Raw genomic sequence first — 16,908 nt, 5'->3', positions numbered from 1 at the left:
GGAAGGTTCAGTGGCGCACGCCGACGAAGGGCGAGCGCGGGCGGGCCGTTTCGAGCGGCAGCGGATCGAGGCGGGCGACGCTGAGGCTGTCGTCGCCGAAGTAGCGCTGGGCGACGGACCGCACTTCATCGGCCGTCACGCTGCGCAGGCCCTCGAGCAGGCGCTCCTCGTCGCGCCACGACAGGCCAGCCGCCTCGAGGTAGCCGATTTCCATCGCCTGGCCCATCAGCGAGTCGCGCTTGTACACGCGGCTGGCCACGGCCTGGGTCTTGACGCGGGCGAGCTCGGCTTCATTGACGCCCTCGTCGCGGATGCGCTGCAGCTCGGCACGCAGCGCGGCCTCGAGTTCGTCCGTGGTATGGCCCGCTGCCGGCACGCCGTCGAGGTAGAACAGCGAGGGGCCGCGGCCGCTGCCGTCGTAGCCGGCGCCGGCCGAGACGGCGATGCCGCTGTCCCGCACCAGGCGCCGGGTCAGGCGCGCGCCATCGTAGCCGTCGAGGATCGCGGCCAGCACCTGCAGGGCGTAGGCGTCGCGATCGGCGGCCGGGTCGCGCAGGGCGGGCACGTGCCAGGCGAGCGTCACGTAGGGCAGCTCGGCGGGCGCGCGCACGACCGCCTGGCGCGGGCCCTGTTGCGGCGGTTCGGCGGTGATCCGGCGCGCGGGCAGCGCGCGTGCGGCGATCGGGCCGTAATGGCGTTCGGCATCGCGGAACACGCGGCGATGATCCACGTCGCCGACGACGACCAGATAAGCGTTGGTCGGGGTGTACCAGCGCCGGTACCACTCGCGGGCGTCGTCCGGCTGCATGGCCTCGAGGTCGGGCATCCAGCCGATGACGGGCCGGCGGTAGGGATGGGCCTTGAAGGCGGTGGCCATGAGCTGTTCGTACACCAGGGCGCGTGGCTGGTCGTCGGTGCGCAGGCGGCGCTCTTCCTTGACGACCTCGATCTCGCGCCGGAAGGCGTCGTCGTCGAGCACCAGATGCTGCATGCGATCGGCCTCGAGCGCCATCATCTCGGTCAGGCGGTCGGGCGGCACCTGCTGGAAGTAGGCGGTGTAATCCTTGCTGGTGAAGGCGTTGTCGCGCCCACCGACCGCGGCCACGCGCTTGTTGAATTCGCCCGGGCCGACGTTCTTCGTGCCCTTGAACATCATGTGCTCGAGCACATGGGCCACACCGGACACGCCTTCCGGTTCGTCCATCGATCCGCTGCGGTACCACACCATGTGCACCACGGAGGGGGCGCGGCGATCTTCCTTGACGATGACCTTCATGCCATTGGTCAGCGTGGTCTCGTAGGGATTGGCGAGCGCCGTCACCGGCGTGGCGAGGGCGCCGCCGATAAGGACAGCGCGGAGGAGGGTGCGGGCAAACGTCTGGAGAAACATGGACATGTCCAGCATCTGTTAGAATTCGCGGCGCTCCGCGGGGCTCGGTGGCGATTGCGCCGGTCGGACGGGGAGCCGCATCTTAACGTGATCGGCGACGGGTGCCCACGGCTGGCGTGGGGCCGTGCCGACGCGAAACGTCCCCTCTGACTCGAGCGTTTCATGTTTGGTTTCCTGAAGAAGAAGTTCGGCAAGAACGAGCAGGCCGAATCGGCCCCGCCATCGGCCGAAGAAATCGTCCAGCCGCAGGCGACCGATGTCGTCGCGCCGGCTGTCGAGACGCCCGCCGCTGCCGAGTCCGTGGCGGTGGTCGAGCAGGTCGCAGTCGATGCCGTTCCGCCTGCCGGGCAGGTGCCTCAGGCGGAAGCACCTGTCGAAGCGATCCAGCCGGCCGTCGTGCCGGACGAGCCCGTTGCGCCGGTGCTGGTCGCCGCCGTGGTCACCCCTCCGGCGGTGGCCGAGGCGCCGGTGAAGCGCTCCTGGACCGATCGTCTCAAGGCGGGCCTGGCACGCACCCGCCAGCAACTGGGGGGCGGCCTCGCCAGCCTGTTCGGCCTGCGCAAGATCGACGAGGAACTGCTCGAGGAACTGGAGTCGACGCTGCTGATGGCCGACTGCGGCGTCGAGGCCACCCAGCACCTGATCGACGACCTGCGCCTGCGCTGGAAGCGCGACCGGCTCGAGACCGCCGACCAGTTGCAGCAGGCACTCGCCGACGGGCTGCACGGCATCATCGCGCCGCTGGAACAGCCGCTGGACATCGCGGGCCACCAGCCCTTCATCATCATGATCGCGGGCGTCAACGGCTCGGGCAAGACGACCTCCATCGGCAAGCTCGCCAAGTATTTCCAGGCCCAGGGCAAGAGCGTGCTGCTGGCTGCGGGCGACACCTTCCGCGCGGCGGCGCGCGAGCAGCTGATGACCTGGGGCGAGCGCAACAACGTCACCGTCGTGGCGCAGGACGGCGGTGATGCCGCGGCGGTGATCTTCGACGCGATCAGCGCTGCGCGCGCGCGCGGAATCGACGTCGTGCTCGCCGACACCGCCGGCCGTTTGCCGACCCAGCTTCATCTGATGGAAGAGATCGCCAAGGTCCGGCGGGTGATCGCCAAGGCCGATGCGTCCGGCCCGCACGAGGTGCTGCTGGTGCTCGACGCCAACATCGGGCAGAACGCGCTGGCGCAGGTGAAGGCTTTCGACAAGGCGATCGGGGTGACCGGCCTGGTGGTGACCAAGCTCGACGGCACCGCCAAGGGCGGCGTGCTGGCCGCGATCGCGCGCCAGTGTCCCAAGCCGCTGCGCTTCATCGGCGTGGGCGAGGGCATCGACGACCTGCAGCCGTTCAAGGCGCGTGAATTCGTCGATGCGCTGTTCGAGCCCGGTGCGGCGGCGGTGAAGAGCGGAGCGGGCGAACGCGCATGATCGTCTTCGACGAGGTGGCCAAACGCTATGCGGGTGGCTACACGGCGCTGGCTGGCGTCAGCCTGGAGATCCGCCACGGCGAGCTGGTGGTGCTGTCCGGCCATTCGGGCGCGGGCAAGAGCACGCTGCTGAAACTGATCCCGGTCATCGAGCGCCCGACGTCCGGGCGTGTGCTGATCAATGGCCAGGACGTCTCGCACCTGCCCAGGGCGGCGACGCCCTACCTGCGGCGCAACCTCGGCCTGGTACTGCAGGAGAGCCGGCTGCTGTTCGACCGCAGCGTGTTCGACAACGTGATGCTGCCGCTGGTGATCACCGGCCATCCGCCACGCGATGCGGCCCGGCGTGTGGCTGCCGCGCTGGAGCGCGTGGGGCTCGACGGGCGTGGCAAGGAGATGCCTGCCGGCCTGTCGGGTGGTGAGCAGCAGCGGGTGGCGATCGCGCGCGCCATCGTCAACCGGCCGTCGATCCTGATCGCCGACGAGCCCACCGCGCACCTCGATCCGGCTTATGCGGCCGACATCGCCGATCTGTTCCGCTCGTTCAACGAAGCCGGCGTGACGGTGCTGGTCACCACCCACGATGCCTCGCTGTTCGCCGCCTGCCGCCCGCGTCGCCTTGTGCTGGCCAAGGGCCTGCTGACCGAGGACACGCGCCCGACCGGCCGTGCCGCGCACGAGGAGGTGGCATGAGCAACTGGTTCTACCTCCATTTTCGTGCCATTGCCCATGCGCTGCGCCGCATGCTCGGACAACCGGTGGGCACCTTGCTGTCGGCACTGGTGGTTGGGATCGCGCTGTCCCTGCCCGGCGGCGGCTATCTGGTGCTCGACAACGTTGCGTCGCTTGCGCGCGGCGTGTCGGGGACGCCCGAGATCAGCGTCTTTCTCGATGCCGGCGCGCAGAAGGCCGATGCCGAGGTGCTCGAGCAGCGGCTGAAGGGGCTGCCGGCGCTCGCCAGCTACCGCTACGTGCCACGCGACGAGGCGTTGAAGCAGCTCGCCGCCAGCGGACTGGGCGACGTGCTGGGCGGACTCGGCCAGAACCCGCTGCCCGATGCCTTCGTGCTGACGCCTCACGGCGAGGACCCCGAGGTGTTCGAACGACTGGCGGCCGAGATCCGTGCCTGGCCCAGGGTCGCGCACGTGCAGCTCGACTCGGCCTGGGTCAAGCGCCTTCACGCGCTGCTGGCGCTCGGTCGTTCGGCCGTGCTGATGCTGGCCGGGCTGCTCGGCTTCGCGCTCGTCATCGTCACCTTCAACACCATCCGCCTGCAGATCCTCACCCAGCGCCAGGAGATCGAGGTGAGCCGCCTGCTCGGTGCCACCGATCCCTTCATCCGCCGCCCCTTCTACTGGTTCGGCGGGCTGCAGGGGGCGCTGGGCGGTCTGGTGGCGCTGGGTACGGTGTGGCTCGGGGTGGGGGCGCTGGCGCAGCCGGTCGCACGCCTGGCCGAAACCTATGGTGCCGTGTTCACCCTCAGTGGGCCGGACTGGCGCGCGGCGCTTGCCATTGTGCTGTTCGCCACCTTCCTCGGCTGGCTGGGGGCGGCGATTTCGGTGCGCCGGCACCTTGCGAGCACTTGATTTCCTGTCATCGGGCCCTTATCTAATTGAGGTTGGTAGATGCGCGGCCTTCCGGCCGGGCGCTATCATCGTCGAGTGGCTTGACTATAGGCTCAAGCAATCAAGTAGATCTCGATAATCAATTAGAGCAATTCAAGGATGGGGTCTAAACTGCATTCCATCGAGTTTCGACACACCGTACCAACAACCCTTCTGGAGGATTTCAGATGTCGCTGATCAACACCCAGGTTCAACCGTTCAAAGCCCAAGCCTACAAGAACGGCAAGTTCATCGAAGTGACCGATGCCGATCTGAAGGGCAAGTGGTCCGTCCTGATCTTCATGCCGGCCGCCTTCACCTTCAACTGCCCGACCGAGATCGAGGACGCGGCCGATCACTACGCCGAGTTCCAGAAGGCCGGTGCCGAGGTGTATGTCGTTACCACCGACACCCACTTCTCGCACAAGGTCTGGCACGAGACCTCGGCTGCCGTCGGCAAGGCCCAGTTCGCGCTGGTCGGCGACCCGACCCACCAGCTGACCCGTGCCTTCGACGTGCATATCGACGAGGAAGGCCTGGCCCTGCGCGGCACCTTCGTCATCAACCCGGAAGGCGTCATCAAGACGATGGAAGTGCACGACAACGCCATCGCCCGTGACGTGACCGAGACCGTCCGCAAGCTGAAGGCTGCCCAGTACGTCGCTTCGCACCCGAACGAAGTCTGCCCGGCCAAGTGGAAGGAAGGCGAGAAGACCCTGGCGCCGTCGATCGACCTGGTCGGCAAGATCTAAGCAGCTCGCTGCAATCACCCGGGCCGACCCGGCCCGGGCTGCACGCTACGCAGCCGGCCACGCGCCGGCTGTGTCGTATCCGGACCCCCGAAAACCGCGGCGGTCGCAAACAATCAAGGAAACCCCGTCATGCTTGACGCCAATATCAAGACTCAACTGAAAGCCTACCTGGAGCGGGTGACGCAGCCGATCGAGATCGTGGCGTCGCTGGACGACGGTCCCAAGTCGCAGGAAATGCGCGAACTGCTGCGCGATGTCGCCGAGCAGTCCGCACTGATCACCCTGACCGAGAGCGGCAACGATGCGCGCAAGCCGTCCTTCTCGGTCGGCCCCAAGGGCGGTGAGGGCCGCGTGCGCTTTGCCGGCCTGCCGATGGGCCACGAATTCACCTCGCTGATCCTCGCCCTGCTGCAGTCGGCCGGCTACCCGCCGAAGGTCGAGGCCGACGTGATCGAGCAGATCAAGAGCCTCGAAGGCGAGTTCAACTTCGAGACCTACATCTCGCTGTCCTGCCACAACTGCCCGGACGTGGTGCAGGCGCTGAACCTGATGGCGATCCTCAACCCCAACATCCGCCACACCATGATCGATGGCGCGCTGTTCCAGAAGGAAGTGGAAGAGCGCCAGATCATGGCGGTGCCGACGGTGTACCTGAACGGCCAGGAGTTCGGCCAGGGCCGCATGGAGCTGGGCGAGATTCTCGCCAAGGTCGATACCGGCGCCGCGGCGCGCGATGCCAGGAAGCTGTCGGACAAGGCTGCCTTCGACGTGCTCGTCGTCGGCGGCGGACCGGCCGGCGCGGCCGCGGCAATCTACGCCGCGCGCAAGGGCATCCGCACCGGCATCGTTGCCGAGCGCTTCGGTGGCCAGGTCATGGACACGATGGCGATCGAGAACTTCATCTCGGTGAAGTACACCGAAGGTCCGAAGCTGGTGGCCAGCCTGGAGGAGCACGTCAAGGAATATGAAGTCGACGTGATGAACCTGCAGCGCGTCGCCAAGGTCGTGCCGGGCAGCGAGGACGGCACCACGCTGGCTGAAGTCCAGCTCGAGAATGGCGCCACGCTGAAATCGCGCACCGTCATCGTCGCCACCGGCGCGCGCTGGCGCGAGATGAACGTGCCGGGCGAGAAGGAGTTCCGCGGCAAGGGCGTGGCCTACTGCCCGCACTGCGACGGTCCGCTGTTCAAGGGCAAGCGCGTAGCGGTGATCGGCGGCGGCAATTCCGGCGTCGAGGCGGCGATCGACCTCGCCGGTGTGGTGGCCCATGTCACCCTGCTCGAGTTCGCCGATGAGCTGCGTGCGGACGCCGTGCTGCAGAAGAAGCTCTACAGCCTGCCCAACGTCACCGTCATCAAGAGCGCGCAGACCACGGAAGTCACCGGCACCGACAAGGTCAATGGCCTGGTGTACAAGGACCGCAAGACCGATGAGACGCACCGCATCGAGCTGGAAGGGATCTTCGTGCAGATCGGTCTGCTGCCGAACACCGATTTCCTGAAGGGTTCGCTCGAACTGAGCCGCTTCGGCGAGATCATCGTCGACGCCAAGGGCCAGACTTCGGTGCCGGGCGTGTTCGCCGCCGGCGACTGCACCACGGTGCCGTACAAGCAGATCATCATCGCGATGGGCGAGGGGGCCAAGGCCTCGCTGTCGGCCTTCGACCACCTGATCCGCACCAGCACGCCGGCCTGAACCGCGCGTTCGCTGTCGTAGAATGGATGCCCCGCCCAGTGCGGGGCATTTCGTTTTGCGCGGGCACTCTCGCGCGCAGCGCGCTGTCACAGCCCGCAATGTCCTGCCCGGGCGTGTCGTCCGGCCTCAACTCGGAGTCTTCCCTTGCTGTTCAACTGGTTCGAGCGCCGCGTCGACCCCTATCCCGATACGCCGCCGCTGCCGGCGCCCAAGCGCTTCTTCGCCTTCCTGTGGGCCGGGACCGAGGGCATGCGCCCCTTCATCCTCGGCATGATGTTGCTGACCGCGACCATCGGCGCCTTCGAGGCGCTGCTGTTCGCCATGCTGGGCAAGGTCGTCGACTGGCTGGCGGCGGTGGAGCCGGCGCGGCTGTGGGCGGACGAGGGCGGCAAGCTCCTGCTGCTGGCGGCCATCGTGCTCGGCAGCGTCGCGCTGGTGGCGGTTCAGACCATGCTCAAGCACCAGGCGCTGGCCGGCAATTTTCCGATGCGCCTGCGCTGGAAGTTCCACCGCCTGATGCTCGGCCAGAGCATGAGCTTCTATCAGGACGAGTTTGCCGGCCGGGTGTCGGCGAAGGTCATGCAGACCGCGCTGGCGGTGCGCGACACCTGCCTGATCATGACCGACATCCTGGTCTTCGTCGTCATCTACTTCGTCACGCTGACTGCGGTGGTGGCGAGCTTCGACCTGTGGATGCTCGCGCCCTTCCTCGGCTGGCTCACCCTGTATGCGGCCTCGCTGCGCTGGTTCGTGCCACGGCTGTCGAAGGTGTCGCGGGCGCAGGCCGATGCGCGCTCGCTGATGACCGGCCGCATCACCGACGCCTACACCAACATCGCCACCGTCAAGCTGTTCTCGCACGCGGGCCGCGAGGCGGGCTACGCGCGCGGCGCGATGCAGGAGTTCATGCACACGGTGCATGCGCAGATGCGGCTGGTGAGCAGCATCGAGATCGTCAATCACAGCCTGTCCATGCTGCTGATCCTGTCCACCGGCGGCGTCGCGCTGTGGCTGTGGAGTCACGGAGAGATCGGCGTCGGCGCGGTGGCGGCGGCCACCGCGATGGCGCTGCGCCTCAATGGCATGTCGCACTGGGTGATGTGGGAGATGGCTTCGCTGTTCGAGAACGTCGGCACGGTGCAGGACGGCATCAACACCTTGTCGCGGCCGCATGCGGTCGTCGACCGGCCGGATGCGAAGCCGCTGGTGGTCAGTCGCGGCGAGGTCCGCTTCGAGCACCTGGGCTTCGCCTATGGCGCCACCGGTCCCGAGGCGAAGCGCGTGATCGACGACTTCTCGCTGACGATCCGGCCGGGCGAAAAGATCGGCGTCGTCGGCCGCTCGGGGGCGGGCAAGTCGACCCTGGTCAACCTGCTGCTGCGTTTCTACGACCTGGAACAGGGCCGCATCCTGATCGACGGCCAGGACATTTCCACCGTGACGCAGGACAGCCTGCGCGCGCAGATCGGCATGGTGACGCAGGACACCTCGCTGCTGCACCGCTCGGTGCGCGACAACATCCTGTACGGCCGGCCGGCTGCGACCGACGCCGACATGGTTTCGGCGGCAGAACGCGCCGAAGCGCACGACTTCATCCTCGGACTGACCGATCCCAAGGGGCGCCACGGCTACGACGCCCATGTCGGCGAGCGCGGCGTGAAGCTGTCCGGCGGCCAGCGCCAGCGCATCGCGATCGCGCGCGTGATGCTGAAGGACGCGCCCATCCTCCTGCTCGACGAAGCCACCAGTGCGCTCGACTCCGAGGTGGAGGCCGCGATCCAGGCGAGCCTGTACCGGCTGATGGAAGGCAAGACCGTGGTCGCGATCGCGCACCGCCTGTCGACCATCGCGGCGATGGACCGCCTGGTGGTGATGGACAAGGGGCGCATCGTCGAGGAGGGCGACCATCGCAGCCTGCTGGCGCGCGGCGGTCTCTACGCGCGCCTGTGGGCACGCCAGAGCGGCGGTTTCCTCGGCGAGGCCGGCGAGAACGAGGACGAGGAGATCCTGCGGGCGGACGTGACGCCCGCCTGAGCGGGCGGCATCATTGCGCGGGCGATTGTCACGCCGGCGTGACAGTGGTCCGTGCCCGGGCCCGGGCGGAGCAATAGAATGTAGGCATGTCACGCAAGCGAGATACCCGTCTGACCGTGGATGACGCCCGCCATCGCCGCAGCGTCATCCTGGTCTATTTGGTGTCGGCCCTTCTGTTCGGCGCTCTGCTCTGGGTCGAGCTGGCGCGTATCGATCGCGCGTCCATGGCGGCGGCACGCGAGCGCGGCGCGGCCCTGTTCCGCCTCATCGAGATCACGCGTGACTGGAACGCACGCCACGACGGGGTCTATGTGCCGGTGACGCCCGACACCCGGCCGAATCCCCACCTTTCCCATCCCAGGCGCGACATCGTGACGGTGGACGGACGCGCGCTGACGATGGTCAATCCGGCCTTTATGACGCGGCAGATTTCCGAGCTGGCCGAACGCGCCGAGGGCGTGCGACTGCACATCACCAGCCTCCGGCCGATTCGGCCGGGCAACGATCCCGACCCGTGGGAGACCGCGTCGCTGACAGCCTTCGAGCGCGGTGCGCCGGAGGTGATGAGCCTGTTGCGCGAGGACGGCCGTCCGATCCACCGCTACATGGCGCCGCTGCGCATGACGGAGCCCTGCCTCCAGTGCCATGATCGCTACGGCTACAAGCTCGGCGATATCCGTGGCGGCATCTCGGTGACGATGCCGGCGGAGTCCCTGCTCGTGCTGCGCGACGCACAGCGCGTGCGTACGGGCGGCCTGTTTCTGGCGGCCGCTCTCCTGGCTGCCGGCTTGATCCACTACATGCTGATCGTGAACAGGCGCCACGTGCGGGCCATTGCCCGCATGAACGCCGATCAGGAAAAGCTGATCGCACGGCGGACGGGCGAACTCGCGGCGAGCGAGGCGCGTTACCGGGCGATCTTCGACAGCACGGCCGAGGGCATCATGCTGCTCGACGCCGAGGCGCGCATCCACCACATCAATCCGGCCTTCACCGCGATCACCGGCTACCAGGCCGGCGAGGTGCAGGGGCATGGTGTCGAGATGCTCGGCGCAGGGCGCCACGGCCAGGGCTTCTTCGACGACATCCGCAGGGCCTTGCTGGGCACCGGCTACTGGCAGGGCGAGATCTGGAATCGGCGCAAGAGCGGCGACGCCTACGTCCAGTGGATGTCGATCACGCGCGCCAGTTTGCCCGGCGAAGAGAGTGCCTACGTCGCCACGCTGACGGACATCACGCAGCGCAAGGAAGTCGAGCAGCGGATGCATTTCCGTGCGAACCACGACGCGCTGACGATGTTGCCCAACCGTGCCTTGTTCGCGGACCGGCTCGACGCCGCGATTGCTGCCTGGCATCGCCACCAGCGACCGTTCGCAGTGCTGTTCATCGATCTCGACCACTTCAAGGCGGTCAATGATCGCCTCGGCCATCCCGCTGGCGATGCGCTCCTCGTGGAGGCTGGGGCGCGGATCGCGTCCTGCCTGCGCGAATCCGACACGGTGGCGCGCTTCGGCGGCGACGAGTTCGCCGTACTGCTGACCGAGATCGAGGCGCGCGCCGCCGTTGAGGACATCGCGCAGCGGATCTGCGTCAAGCTGGCCGCGGGATTTGAGCTACCCCAGGGCGAGGCGCAGGTTGCCGCTTCGATCGGCGTCGCGATCGCGCCCGAGCATGGCACCGATGCGGAACTGCTGCAGCAGCATGCCGACGAGGCCTTGTACGCGGCCAAACGCGCCGGCCGCAATGGCTGGCGCGTCTATGCGCAGGACATCGACGGCGGGACGCCCGTCTAGCCGGCGAGGAGGGCGGCGGCCAGCGCTGCTGGCGTGTCCGCAGCCCGCCAGTGGGGCGCCATGTCGCCCGCTTCTAGGCTGCCGTAGCCCCAGGTCGCGGCGATGAAGGGCAGGCGGTTGGCGTCGGCCGATTCGCCGTCCTCGGCGCGGTCGCCGATGTAGATCGCGTCCTCGCGCGCGATGCCGCGGTCGGCCAGCAGGCGGGCGATCATCGTTGCCTTGTCGGGCAGGCGGGGCTGGAACATGTCCAGCGCGTACACCGCCTCGAAGTGCTCCGCCCAGCCCAGGTGAGACAGAATCAGCTGCGTCGGAAGCAGGCGCTTGTTGGTGGCGATCGACAGCCGGCAGCCGCCTGCCGCGAGCCGCTCGAGCATCTCGCCCACGCCGGCGTAGGCGGCGGTCTGGCGGTAGCCGGCGGTGTCGTAGCTGGCCTTGAAGTGATCCGCGAGCTCCGCGATCAGTGCGGCGTCGCTGCGGCCCGTCAGAAGCTGCAGCGTTTCGGTCAGCGGCGGGCCGACGATGGATGCGTCGATGGCGCGGACCGGCGTGCAGCCCGCGCTGGCGAAGGCCTCGCGGTAGCTGGCGAGGATGGCCGGGGCGGAGTCGATCAGGGTGCCGTCGAGATCGAACAGGACGTGCCGGTAGCGGGGCATGGTACGGGACGGGAACGGTGGGCAAAGCGGCATTCTACGGACTTGGATCGCCGGCGCCACATCCGTCATGGTGCAGTCCGCCGCGTTCGAGCAAAATACGCCTCCGCCGGAGCAGGCCGCTCCGGCCATCATCCTTGCCGAACCGGAGTTCCGTCCTTGCAGCCTCCTTCCTCACCGCCCGCCGGTGGCAGCTCGATCAGGCAGTTCTGGCGCCTGTCGATGCCCTATTGGCGCAGCGAGCGCAAGTGGAAGGCGGGTATCGCGACCCTGCTGCTGGTGCTGCTGACGCTGGCGCAGGTGGCGCTGGCGATCTGGATCAGCTACTGGCACCGCGAACTCTTCGACGCGCTCGAGGCGCGTTCGATGCGCGAAGTGCTGGTGCAGGCGGCGGTGTTCGGCTTGATCTTCGCGCTCACCGTGGCGGTGACGGCGGCACACCTGCACATCAAGCGCTGGCTGCAGCTCGACTGGCGGCAATGGCTGACGCGGCGCCTGCTCGATGCCTGGCTGGCGGACCGGCACCTGTACCAGCTGCGTTTCACCGTCGGCGACCACGACAATCCGGACGGCCGCATCGCCGAGGACATCCGCATCGCCACCGAGTCGGCGATCGGGCTGGCGCATTCGCTGCTGTTCTCGCTGCTGATCCTCGGCAGCTTCGCCGACATCCTGTCCAGCGTGTCGGGCAGCTTCGAGGTGCCGGGTACGGACATCGTGGTGGGGAGTTATCTGGTGTGGCTGGCCTTCATGTACGCCGGCCTGGGCACGGTGCTGGGCGCGCTGCTCGGGCGGCCGCTGGTGAAGGCGACCAACCGCCTGCAGACCGTGGAGGCGAACCTGCGCTACGGCCTGGCGCGCGAGCGCGAGCACGCCGAGTCCATCGCCCTGATGCGCGGCGAGGCGGTCGAACGCCGCCATGCCGATGCGCTGTTCGACGACGTCGGACGCGGCTGGAACCGGCAGACGATCGGCTACCTCGGCATCGTGTCGTTTTCCACCGCCTACGGCACGCTGCTGCCGGTCTTTCCCATCCTGGTCGCGGCGCCGCAGTACATCGCCGGCGTGATGACGCTGGGCGTGCTGATGCAGGCCGCACAGGCCTTCCAGCGCCTGACCTCGGCGCTGTCCTGGCCGATCGACAACCTTGGCGAGCTGGCCCGCTGCCGCGCGTCGATGGACCGCATCGTCAGCCTCTATGAGGATCTCGAGGCGCTGTCCGCGCAGGAACGCGCCCGCGCGCACAACCGCATCGACGTCCGCGTCGGCACCGAGCGCAAGCTGGTGCTGCGCAACCTCACGCTGGCCAACCCCGATGGCCGCGTGCTGGCCGAGCACCTCGACACCGTCGTGCGCCGCGGCGAGCGCGTGCTGATCCGCGGCGACACCTCGGTGGCGGTGTGCCTTTTCAAGGCCGTGGCCGGGCTGTGGCCGTGGGGGCAGGGCGAAATCGTGCTGCCGGCAGACCACGGCATCGTCTTCCTGCCGCAGCGGCCGTACTTCCCGGACGGCACGCTGAAGGCGGCACTGTGCTATCCGCATTCGGAGACGGAGTTCGCGCACGGCGACCTCTTGCACGTGCTCGAGTGTGCCGGCGTGGCCTGGCTGGCGCCGCGCCTCGAAGAGAGCGACAGCTGGGACCATGCCCTGCCGCTGCGTGCCCGGCAGCGGCTGGCGATCGCGCGCGTGCTGCTGCAGCGCCCGGCCTGGGTGTTCCTGGAGGAGGCGACCAACGCGCTCGATGCGGACACCGAGCTGATGATGATCGAGCTCCTGCACCGCGAGCTGCCCGACTCCACGCTGCTGATGATCAGCTTCCACAACGGCATGTCGCACCACTTCACCCACAAGCTGGCGGTCAATCGCCTGCACGAGGAGAAGTACGTGCAGGCGGCGCCGGCGGGCGCGCTCCTAGGCGAAGCTTGAGGGCAGCCAGTCGCGCTCGACGCTGCTGCGCAGGCTCCAGGCCGGGGTGGTCTCGGTGCGGTAGCTCCAGAAGAACCAGCCCTGGTATTTCTCGAAGGTGAGCAACTGCGCGTCGGCGTAGCCGCGGCTGGCGACGTTCTGCTGGAACTGGTCCATGTTTTCCAGCGCGTGGTTGAACGGCCCCTCGGCCCACAGCGACACCACCTTCAGATCCAGCCCCAGGCTCCATTCGCCGCAGATCGTCGGCAGTCCCAGCTCGGTGATGATCGCGTCGGCCTCGTCCTTCCAGTCACCGGCCGACTTGCGCAGGTGGGCGTGGATGTCGGCGTCGATGTCGCAGCGCTCGAAGCACTGGTAGCGGTGGATGTCGAAGATGACGTTCTGGTAATGCGGCGGCTGCATGAAGCCGAGGAACTCGCGGAAGGAGCGGAAGCCGTCGTGGAACACCACGGCGACGCGCTCCGGCGGGCAGTGGCGGCGGATCCGTTCGTAGGCATCGAGGTAATAGGCCTTGATGTAGTCGGTCGGCACGTCCCAGCGTGGCTCGTTGAGCACCTCGATGGCGTGCAGCGCCGGATGGTCGCGGTAGCGTTCGGCCAGGCGTTCGAGCACCGCCAGCGAATGCTCGCGGTATTCGGCCTTGGTGTGCCATTCGCACACGTCCTTGATGCCGCCGTTGTCGAAGCCGTTCTGGCAACCCGGTGCTGCATGCAGGTCGAGCACCACGCGCAGGTCGAATTCCTGTGCCCAGTCCATCGCGCGGTCCAGCACCTCGATGCCGCCGGTGACGAAAGGGTGGCGGTTGTCGCCGTACTTCGGGTGGTAGGGGTAGTCGGGGCCGAAGATCCAGTGCCCGACCGGGATGCGCACCGCGTTGAGGCCGTGTCCCGCAATCCAGCGGAAGTCCTCGCGCGTGATGAAGCTGTTCCAGTGGGCGCGCAGGCGTTCGGCCGCGCGCGGTCCCATCTCCGCGCACCAGGTGGTCTCGTCGGTGGCCTGCAGGCCCTCGAACAGGCTGGGTACCATCCACTTCTCGAGCACCAGCCAGCTGCCCAGGTTGACCCCGCGCAGTTTCATCGTAGTCTTGTCCATCTTTCGCCTCCCTGGCGAGCCGTGTCATGACGCTGATTGTGCGCTCAATGAGCCGCGTCTGCTGCGCGTGGCGTCAACACCGGCGCTCGCGCATTGGCGCACAATGGCAAGAATTTTCGTCATGACGTGCCGTAGCGCGTTCGGTGCGGTAAGGTCTGCCGCCTCCTGCGGCGCGACACGGCGTGGTCCCCACCCATCGCTTGCGCCGGCTGCATCGCCACACGTTCATCCGATGGCCAAACTCAAGATCCGATTGCTGCGCCTCATCGTGCTCGCCCGCCGTTATCCCGGCGTGATCGCGGCCTTCGGCTTCGTCTCCGGCGTGGCCAGCTTCTTTCTGGTGGAGCGGCACGAGGGTTTCGCCCGCATCATCGCAGTCGTGATGCTGCTTGGCTGGGTGTGGCTGGTGCTCGAGCGCGTGCTCAGCGATCTGCTGGCGGCGCGCTTCGGCCTGCGGCTGCCGCCGACCGTGCTGCGCTACGCGACGCAGATGATCCATCAGGAGAGCCTGTTCTTCGCGCTGCCCTTCTTCTTCGCGAGCACATCCTGGAACAGCGGGCAGGCGGTGTTCACCAGCGGTCTGATCCTGGCCGCGCTGGTGGCGCTGATCGATCCGATCTACTACAAGCGGCTCGCGCCGCGGCGCTGGCTGTTCCTGACCTACCACACGCTGACGCTGTTCGCGGTGCTGCTGGTGGCCATGCCCCTGATCCTGCACGTGCCGACCGCCCGCAGCTACGAACTGGCGCTGGGCATCGCGGTGCTGCTGGCCTTCCCGAGCCTGCTGGGCTCGATCACGGTGCCACGCTGGTGGCGCGGGGTGCTGGTGGCGGTGCTGATGCTGGCTCTGGCGGCCACCGGCTGGCTGGCGCGGCTGTGGGTGCCGCCCGCCACGCTGCGCCTGACGGACATGGCCCTGGCGACGGCGATCGACGACGTCAATCGCGCGCCCACCCACAATCTGGTCGAGATCGATGCGGCCCAGCTTGTCGCGCAGGGTCTTTACGCCTACACCGCGATCCGTGCGCCGCTGGGCCTGCGCGAGCGCGTGCAGCACGTGTGGATCCACGAGGGGCGCGAGATCGACCGCATCGCGCTCGACATTCGTGGCGGACGCGAAGAGGGCTATCGCGCCTGGACGCGCAAGCAGAACTTCCCGTCCGATCCGGCCGGGCGCTGGCAGGTGAGAGTGCTGACCGAGGACGATCAGATGATCGGGACGCTGCGCTTCCGCGTGCGGCCGGCAGACGCCGGCCAGTAGGTCGAACCTCCCGGATGGCGCAGCCACCTCAGCAGATGCGTTCCCACAGGCTCTGTTCGTCCTCGAACTGATCGAGCTCCAGGCCCTTGAAATCGCTGCGCGACACGATGCCGACGACCTTGCCGTCCGCCACCACCGGCAGGTGGCGATAGCCGCCGTCACACATCATGTGCAGCGCCTCGATCGCCTTGTGCTCGGGGCCGATCGTGTCGGGGTCCGGCGTCATGACTTCGCTCAGTGAGGTCTCGGCCGGGTGGCCACCGGCGCCGATCATCTGCACGGCGTCGCGGCCGGTGAAGATGCCCTTCAGGTGGTGGTGGCTGTCGGTCACCAGCACGGCACCGACATTGCGCTCGCACATGCGCCGGCAGGCCATCTGCACCGAGTCGGTCGGGCGCAACATCAGCGGCTGTTGATCCTTGACGATGAAGGAGATGTTGCGGTTGGTCATGTCGCGCTCCGGTCAGAGGTTGCGTGGCAGGCATCATCTACCTGCACTCTAGGCCGAAAACCGGAACGCGGCAGGGGCAATTCTCGATCGCGTTGCGACGGCACTCAGCCGCCGGCGGTGTCGGCGATGCGCTGCAGGTTCTCGAGCACCTGGATGCTGGCCGACTCCATGTCGGAGATAGCCGCCACCGCAGCTTCGAAGTCGCCCGCGACGACGCGCTCGAGTGCGGCTTTGCCGCTCTGGTGCACGCGCGCGTGCGGAGCCTCGAGCTGCCGATAGGCCGGCAGGTGGGCGAACTGGCGCCCCGCATTCTGGTACCAGCGACCCAGCCGGCAGCTGGTGTGGGTCGACAACGTCGCAGCCTCGGTCGTGGAGTGCCCGGTCAACGCCTGATACACGTCGAGCTTGAAGACGAGGTGGTCGAGCTTGGCCAACTCGGCGAAGCTGCGTAGCGCGGCCTGCTTCATCGTGCCGGCCATGCCGCGTGCCAGACCACACAGCGCGTCCATGCTGCCGCGCGCGGCGCCCCCTTCGCTGGCTGCGCTGGCGGCCTTGTCGGACAATTCGCCGATGACCTTCTCGACCTGGCCGGTCTCGCCCTGGATGGCGCTGACCAGTTCGGAGATTTCGTTGGTGGCGCCCGCGGTGCGTTCGGCGAGCTTGCGCACTTCGTCGGCGACGACGGCAAAGCCGCGGCCCTGCTCGCCGGCGCGTGCCGCCTCGATCGCCGCATTCAGCGCCAGCAGGTTGGTCTGGTCGGCGATCTCGCGGATCAGCTGCACGATGCCGTCGATCTGCGCGGCGCGTGCGGTGAGCTGGCGCACGGAACTGGTTGTGTT

14 protein-coding genes and 1 pseudogene are annotated in these 16,908 nt (G+C 67.9%); 9 read left to right on the top strand and 6 right to left on the bottom strand.

Features of this window, described 5'->3' with window-relative positions; genetic code table 11:
- Positions 1–7: 7 nt before the first annotated feature.
- Positions 8–1,390 carry a M16 family metallopeptidase gene (locus tag AC731_RS12290; RefSeq protein ID WP_048710072.1) on the bottom strand — a complete coding sequence of 461 codons (1,383 nt, stop codon included), beginning with the start codon at positions 1,388–1,390 and terminating at the stop codon, positions 8–10.
- 162 nt (positions 1,391–1,552) lie between these two features.
- Between AC731_RS12290 and ftsY the strand changes: the two genes are divergently transcribed.
- The 7 genes from ftsY (at position 1,553) to AC731_RS12255 (ending at position 10,689) form a co-directional block, all read left to right on the top strand.
- A complete protein-coding gene (ftsY, locus tag AC731_RS12285) occupies positions 1,553–2,812 on the top strand; it encodes a signal recognition particle-docking protein FtsY (protein WP_048706455.1) in 1,260 nt (419 codons plus the stop codon).
- Positions 2,809–3,504 carry a cell division ATP-binding protein FtsE gene (locus AC731_RS12280; protein ID WP_004264505.1) on the top strand — a complete coding sequence of 232 codons (696 nt, stop codon included), beginning with the start codon at positions 2,809–2,811 and terminating at the stop codon, positions 3,502–3,504. Before ftsY ends, AC731_RS12280 begins: the two co-directional genes overlap by 4 nt.
- Positions 3,501–4,397: a permease-like cell division protein FtsX gene (ftsX, locus tag AC731_RS12275; RefSeq protein WP_004264503.1), complete on the top strand. Its 897-nt coding sequence runs from the start codon at positions 3,501–3,503 to the stop codon at positions 4,395–4,397. The genes AC731_RS12280 and ftsX overlap by 4 nt, the downstream gene beginning before the upstream one ends.
- Before the next feature lie 206 nt (positions 4,398–4,603).
- On the top strand, positions 4,604–5,167 hold the full coding sequence (gene ahpC / locus AC731_RS12270; RefSeq protein ID WP_048706452.1) for an alkyl hydroperoxide reductase subunit C: 564 nt from the start codon (positions 4,604–4,606) through the stop codon (positions 5,165–5,167).
- Positions 5,168–5,296: 129 nt separating this feature from the next.
- The gene (ahpF, locus tag AC731_RS12265) at positions 5,297–6,862 is read left to right on the top strand and encodes an alkyl hydroperoxide reductase subunit F (protein ID WP_048706447.1); all 1,566 of its coding nucleotides are present in this window, start codon (positions 5,297–5,299) and stop codon (positions 6,860–6,862) included.
- A 144-nt stretch (positions 6,863–7,006) separates the two neighbouring features.
- On the top strand, positions 7,007–8,896 hold the full coding sequence (locus AC731_RS12260; protein ID WP_004264494.1) for an ABC transporter ATP-binding protein: 1,890 nt from the start codon (positions 7,007–7,009) through the stop codon (positions 8,894–8,896).
- A gap of 86 nt (positions 8,897–8,982) precedes the next feature.
- Positions 8,983–10,689: a diguanylate cyclase domain-containing protein gene (locus tag AC731_RS12255; RefSeq protein ID WP_048706444.1), complete on the top strand. Its 1,707-nt coding sequence runs from the start codon at positions 8,983–8,985 to the stop codon at positions 10,687–10,689.
- Here the strand turns inward: AC731_RS12255 and AC731_RS12250 are convergent.
- On the bottom strand, positions 10,686–11,342 hold the full coding sequence (locus AC731_RS12250; RefSeq protein WP_048706440.1) for an HAD family hydrolase: 657 nt from the start codon (positions 11,340–11,342) through the stop codon (positions 10,686–10,688). The genes AC731_RS12255 and AC731_RS12250 overlap by 4 nt on opposite strands.
- A gap of 156 nt (positions 11,343–11,498) precedes the next feature.
- Here AC731_RS12250 and AC731_RS12245 point away from each other — a divergent pair, with 156 nt between their 5' ends.
- Positions 11,499–13,265: an ABC transporter ATP-binding protein/permease gene (locus tag AC731_RS12245; RefSeq protein WP_048706437.1), complete on the top strand. Its 1,767-nt coding sequence runs from the start codon at positions 11,499–11,501 to the stop codon at positions 13,263–13,265.
- On the opposite strand, the gene AC731_RS12240 is transcribed toward AC731_RS12245, so the two are convergent.
- A complete protein-coding gene (locus AC731_RS12240; RefSeq protein ID WP_048706435.1) occupies positions 13,251–14,357 on the bottom strand; it encodes a glycoside hydrolase family 5 protein in 1,107 nt (368 codons plus the stop codon). The genes AC731_RS12245 and AC731_RS12240 overlap by 15 nt on opposite strands.
- Before the next feature lie 232 nt (positions 14,358–14,589).
- Between AC731_RS12240 and AC731_RS12235 the strand changes: the two genes are divergently transcribed.
- Positions 14,590–15,618, top strand: a complete 1,029-nt coding sequence (locus AC731_RS12235; protein WP_004264479.1) for a DUF5924 family protein — start codon at positions 14,590–14,592, stop codon at positions 15,616–15,618.
- A gap of 28 nt (positions 15,619–15,646) precedes the next feature.
- Here AC731_RS12235 and AC731_RS12230 read toward each other — a convergent pair whose 3' ends face one another.
- From AC731_RS12230 to AC731_RS20410, 3 genes and pseudogenes are all read right to left on the bottom strand, one after another.
- Positions 15,647–16,069: a CBS domain-containing protein gene (locus AC731_RS12230; RefSeq protein WP_004264477.1), complete on the bottom strand. Its 423-nt coding sequence runs from the start codon at positions 16,067–16,069 to the stop codon at positions 15,647–15,649.
- A 104-nt stretch (positions 16,070–16,173) separates the two neighbouring features.
- Positions 16,174–16,536: a CZB domain-containing protein gene (locus tag AC731_RS20415; RefSeq protein ID WP_232435123.1), complete on the bottom strand. Its 363-nt coding sequence runs from the start codon at positions 16,534–16,536 to the stop codon at positions 16,174–16,176.
- Between the two features lie 51 nt (positions 16,537–16,587).
- Positions 16,588–16,863: pseudogene (locus tag AC731_RS20410) on the bottom strand (methyl-accepting chemotaxis protein); the annotation flags it as partial.
- Between the last annotated feature and the right edge of the window lie 45 nt (positions 16,864–16,908).

It is taken from the genome of Thauera humireducens, assembly GCF_001051995.2.
In the GTDB taxonomy this organism is placed as follows: Bacteria; Pseudomonadota; Gammaproteobacteria; order Burkholderiales; family Rhodocyclaceae; genus Thauera; species Thauera humireducens.
This window is presented reverse-complemented; position numbering and strand designations above follow the sequence as displayed.

Coding starts and splice junctions, on each gene's coding strand:
- AC731_RS12290 (WP_048710072.1), bottom strand. CDS start 1,390: ATGTTTCTCCAGACGTTTGCCCGCACCCTCCTCCGCGCTGTCCTTATC.
- ftsY (WP_048706455.1), top strand. CDS start 1,553: ATGTTTGGTTTCCTGAAGAAGAAGTTCGGCAAGAACGAGCAGGCCGAA.
- AC731_RS12280 (WP_004264505.1), top strand. CDS start 2,809: ATGATCGTCTTCGACGAGGTGGCCAAACGCTATGCGGGTGGCTACACG.
- ftsX (WP_004264503.1), top strand. CDS start 3,501: ATGAGCAACTGGTTCTACCTCCATTTTCGTGCCATTGCCCATGCGCTG.
- ahpC (WP_048706452.1), top strand. CDS start 4,604: ATGTCGCTGATCAACACCCAGGTTCAACCGTTCAAAGCCCAAGCCTAC.
- ahpF (WP_048706447.1), top strand. CDS start 5,297: ATGCTTGACGCCAATATCAAGACTCAACTGAAAGCCTACCTGGAGCGG.
- AC731_RS12255 (WP_048706444.1), top strand. CDS start 8,983: ATGTCACGCAAGCGAGATACCCGTCTGACCGTGGATGACGCCCGCCAT.
- AC731_RS12250 (WP_048706440.1), bottom strand. CDS start 11,342: ATGCCCCGCTACCGGCACGTCCTGTTCGATCTCGACGGCACCCTGATC.
- AC731_RS12240 (WP_048706435.1), bottom strand. CDS start 14,357: ATGGACAAGACTACGATGAAACTGCGCGGGGTCAACCTGGGCAGCTGG.
- AC731_RS12235 (WP_004264479.1), top strand. CDS start 14,590: ATGGCCAAACTCAAGATCCGATTGCTGCGCCTCATCGTGCTCGCCCGC.
- AC731_RS12230 (WP_004264477.1), bottom strand. CDS start 16,069: ATGACCAACCGCAACATCTCCTTCATCGTCAAGGATCAACAGCCGCTG.
- AC731_RS20415 (WP_232435123.1), bottom strand. CDS start 16,536: ATGAAGCAGGCCGCGCTACGCAGCTTCGCCGAGTTGGCCAAGCTCGAC.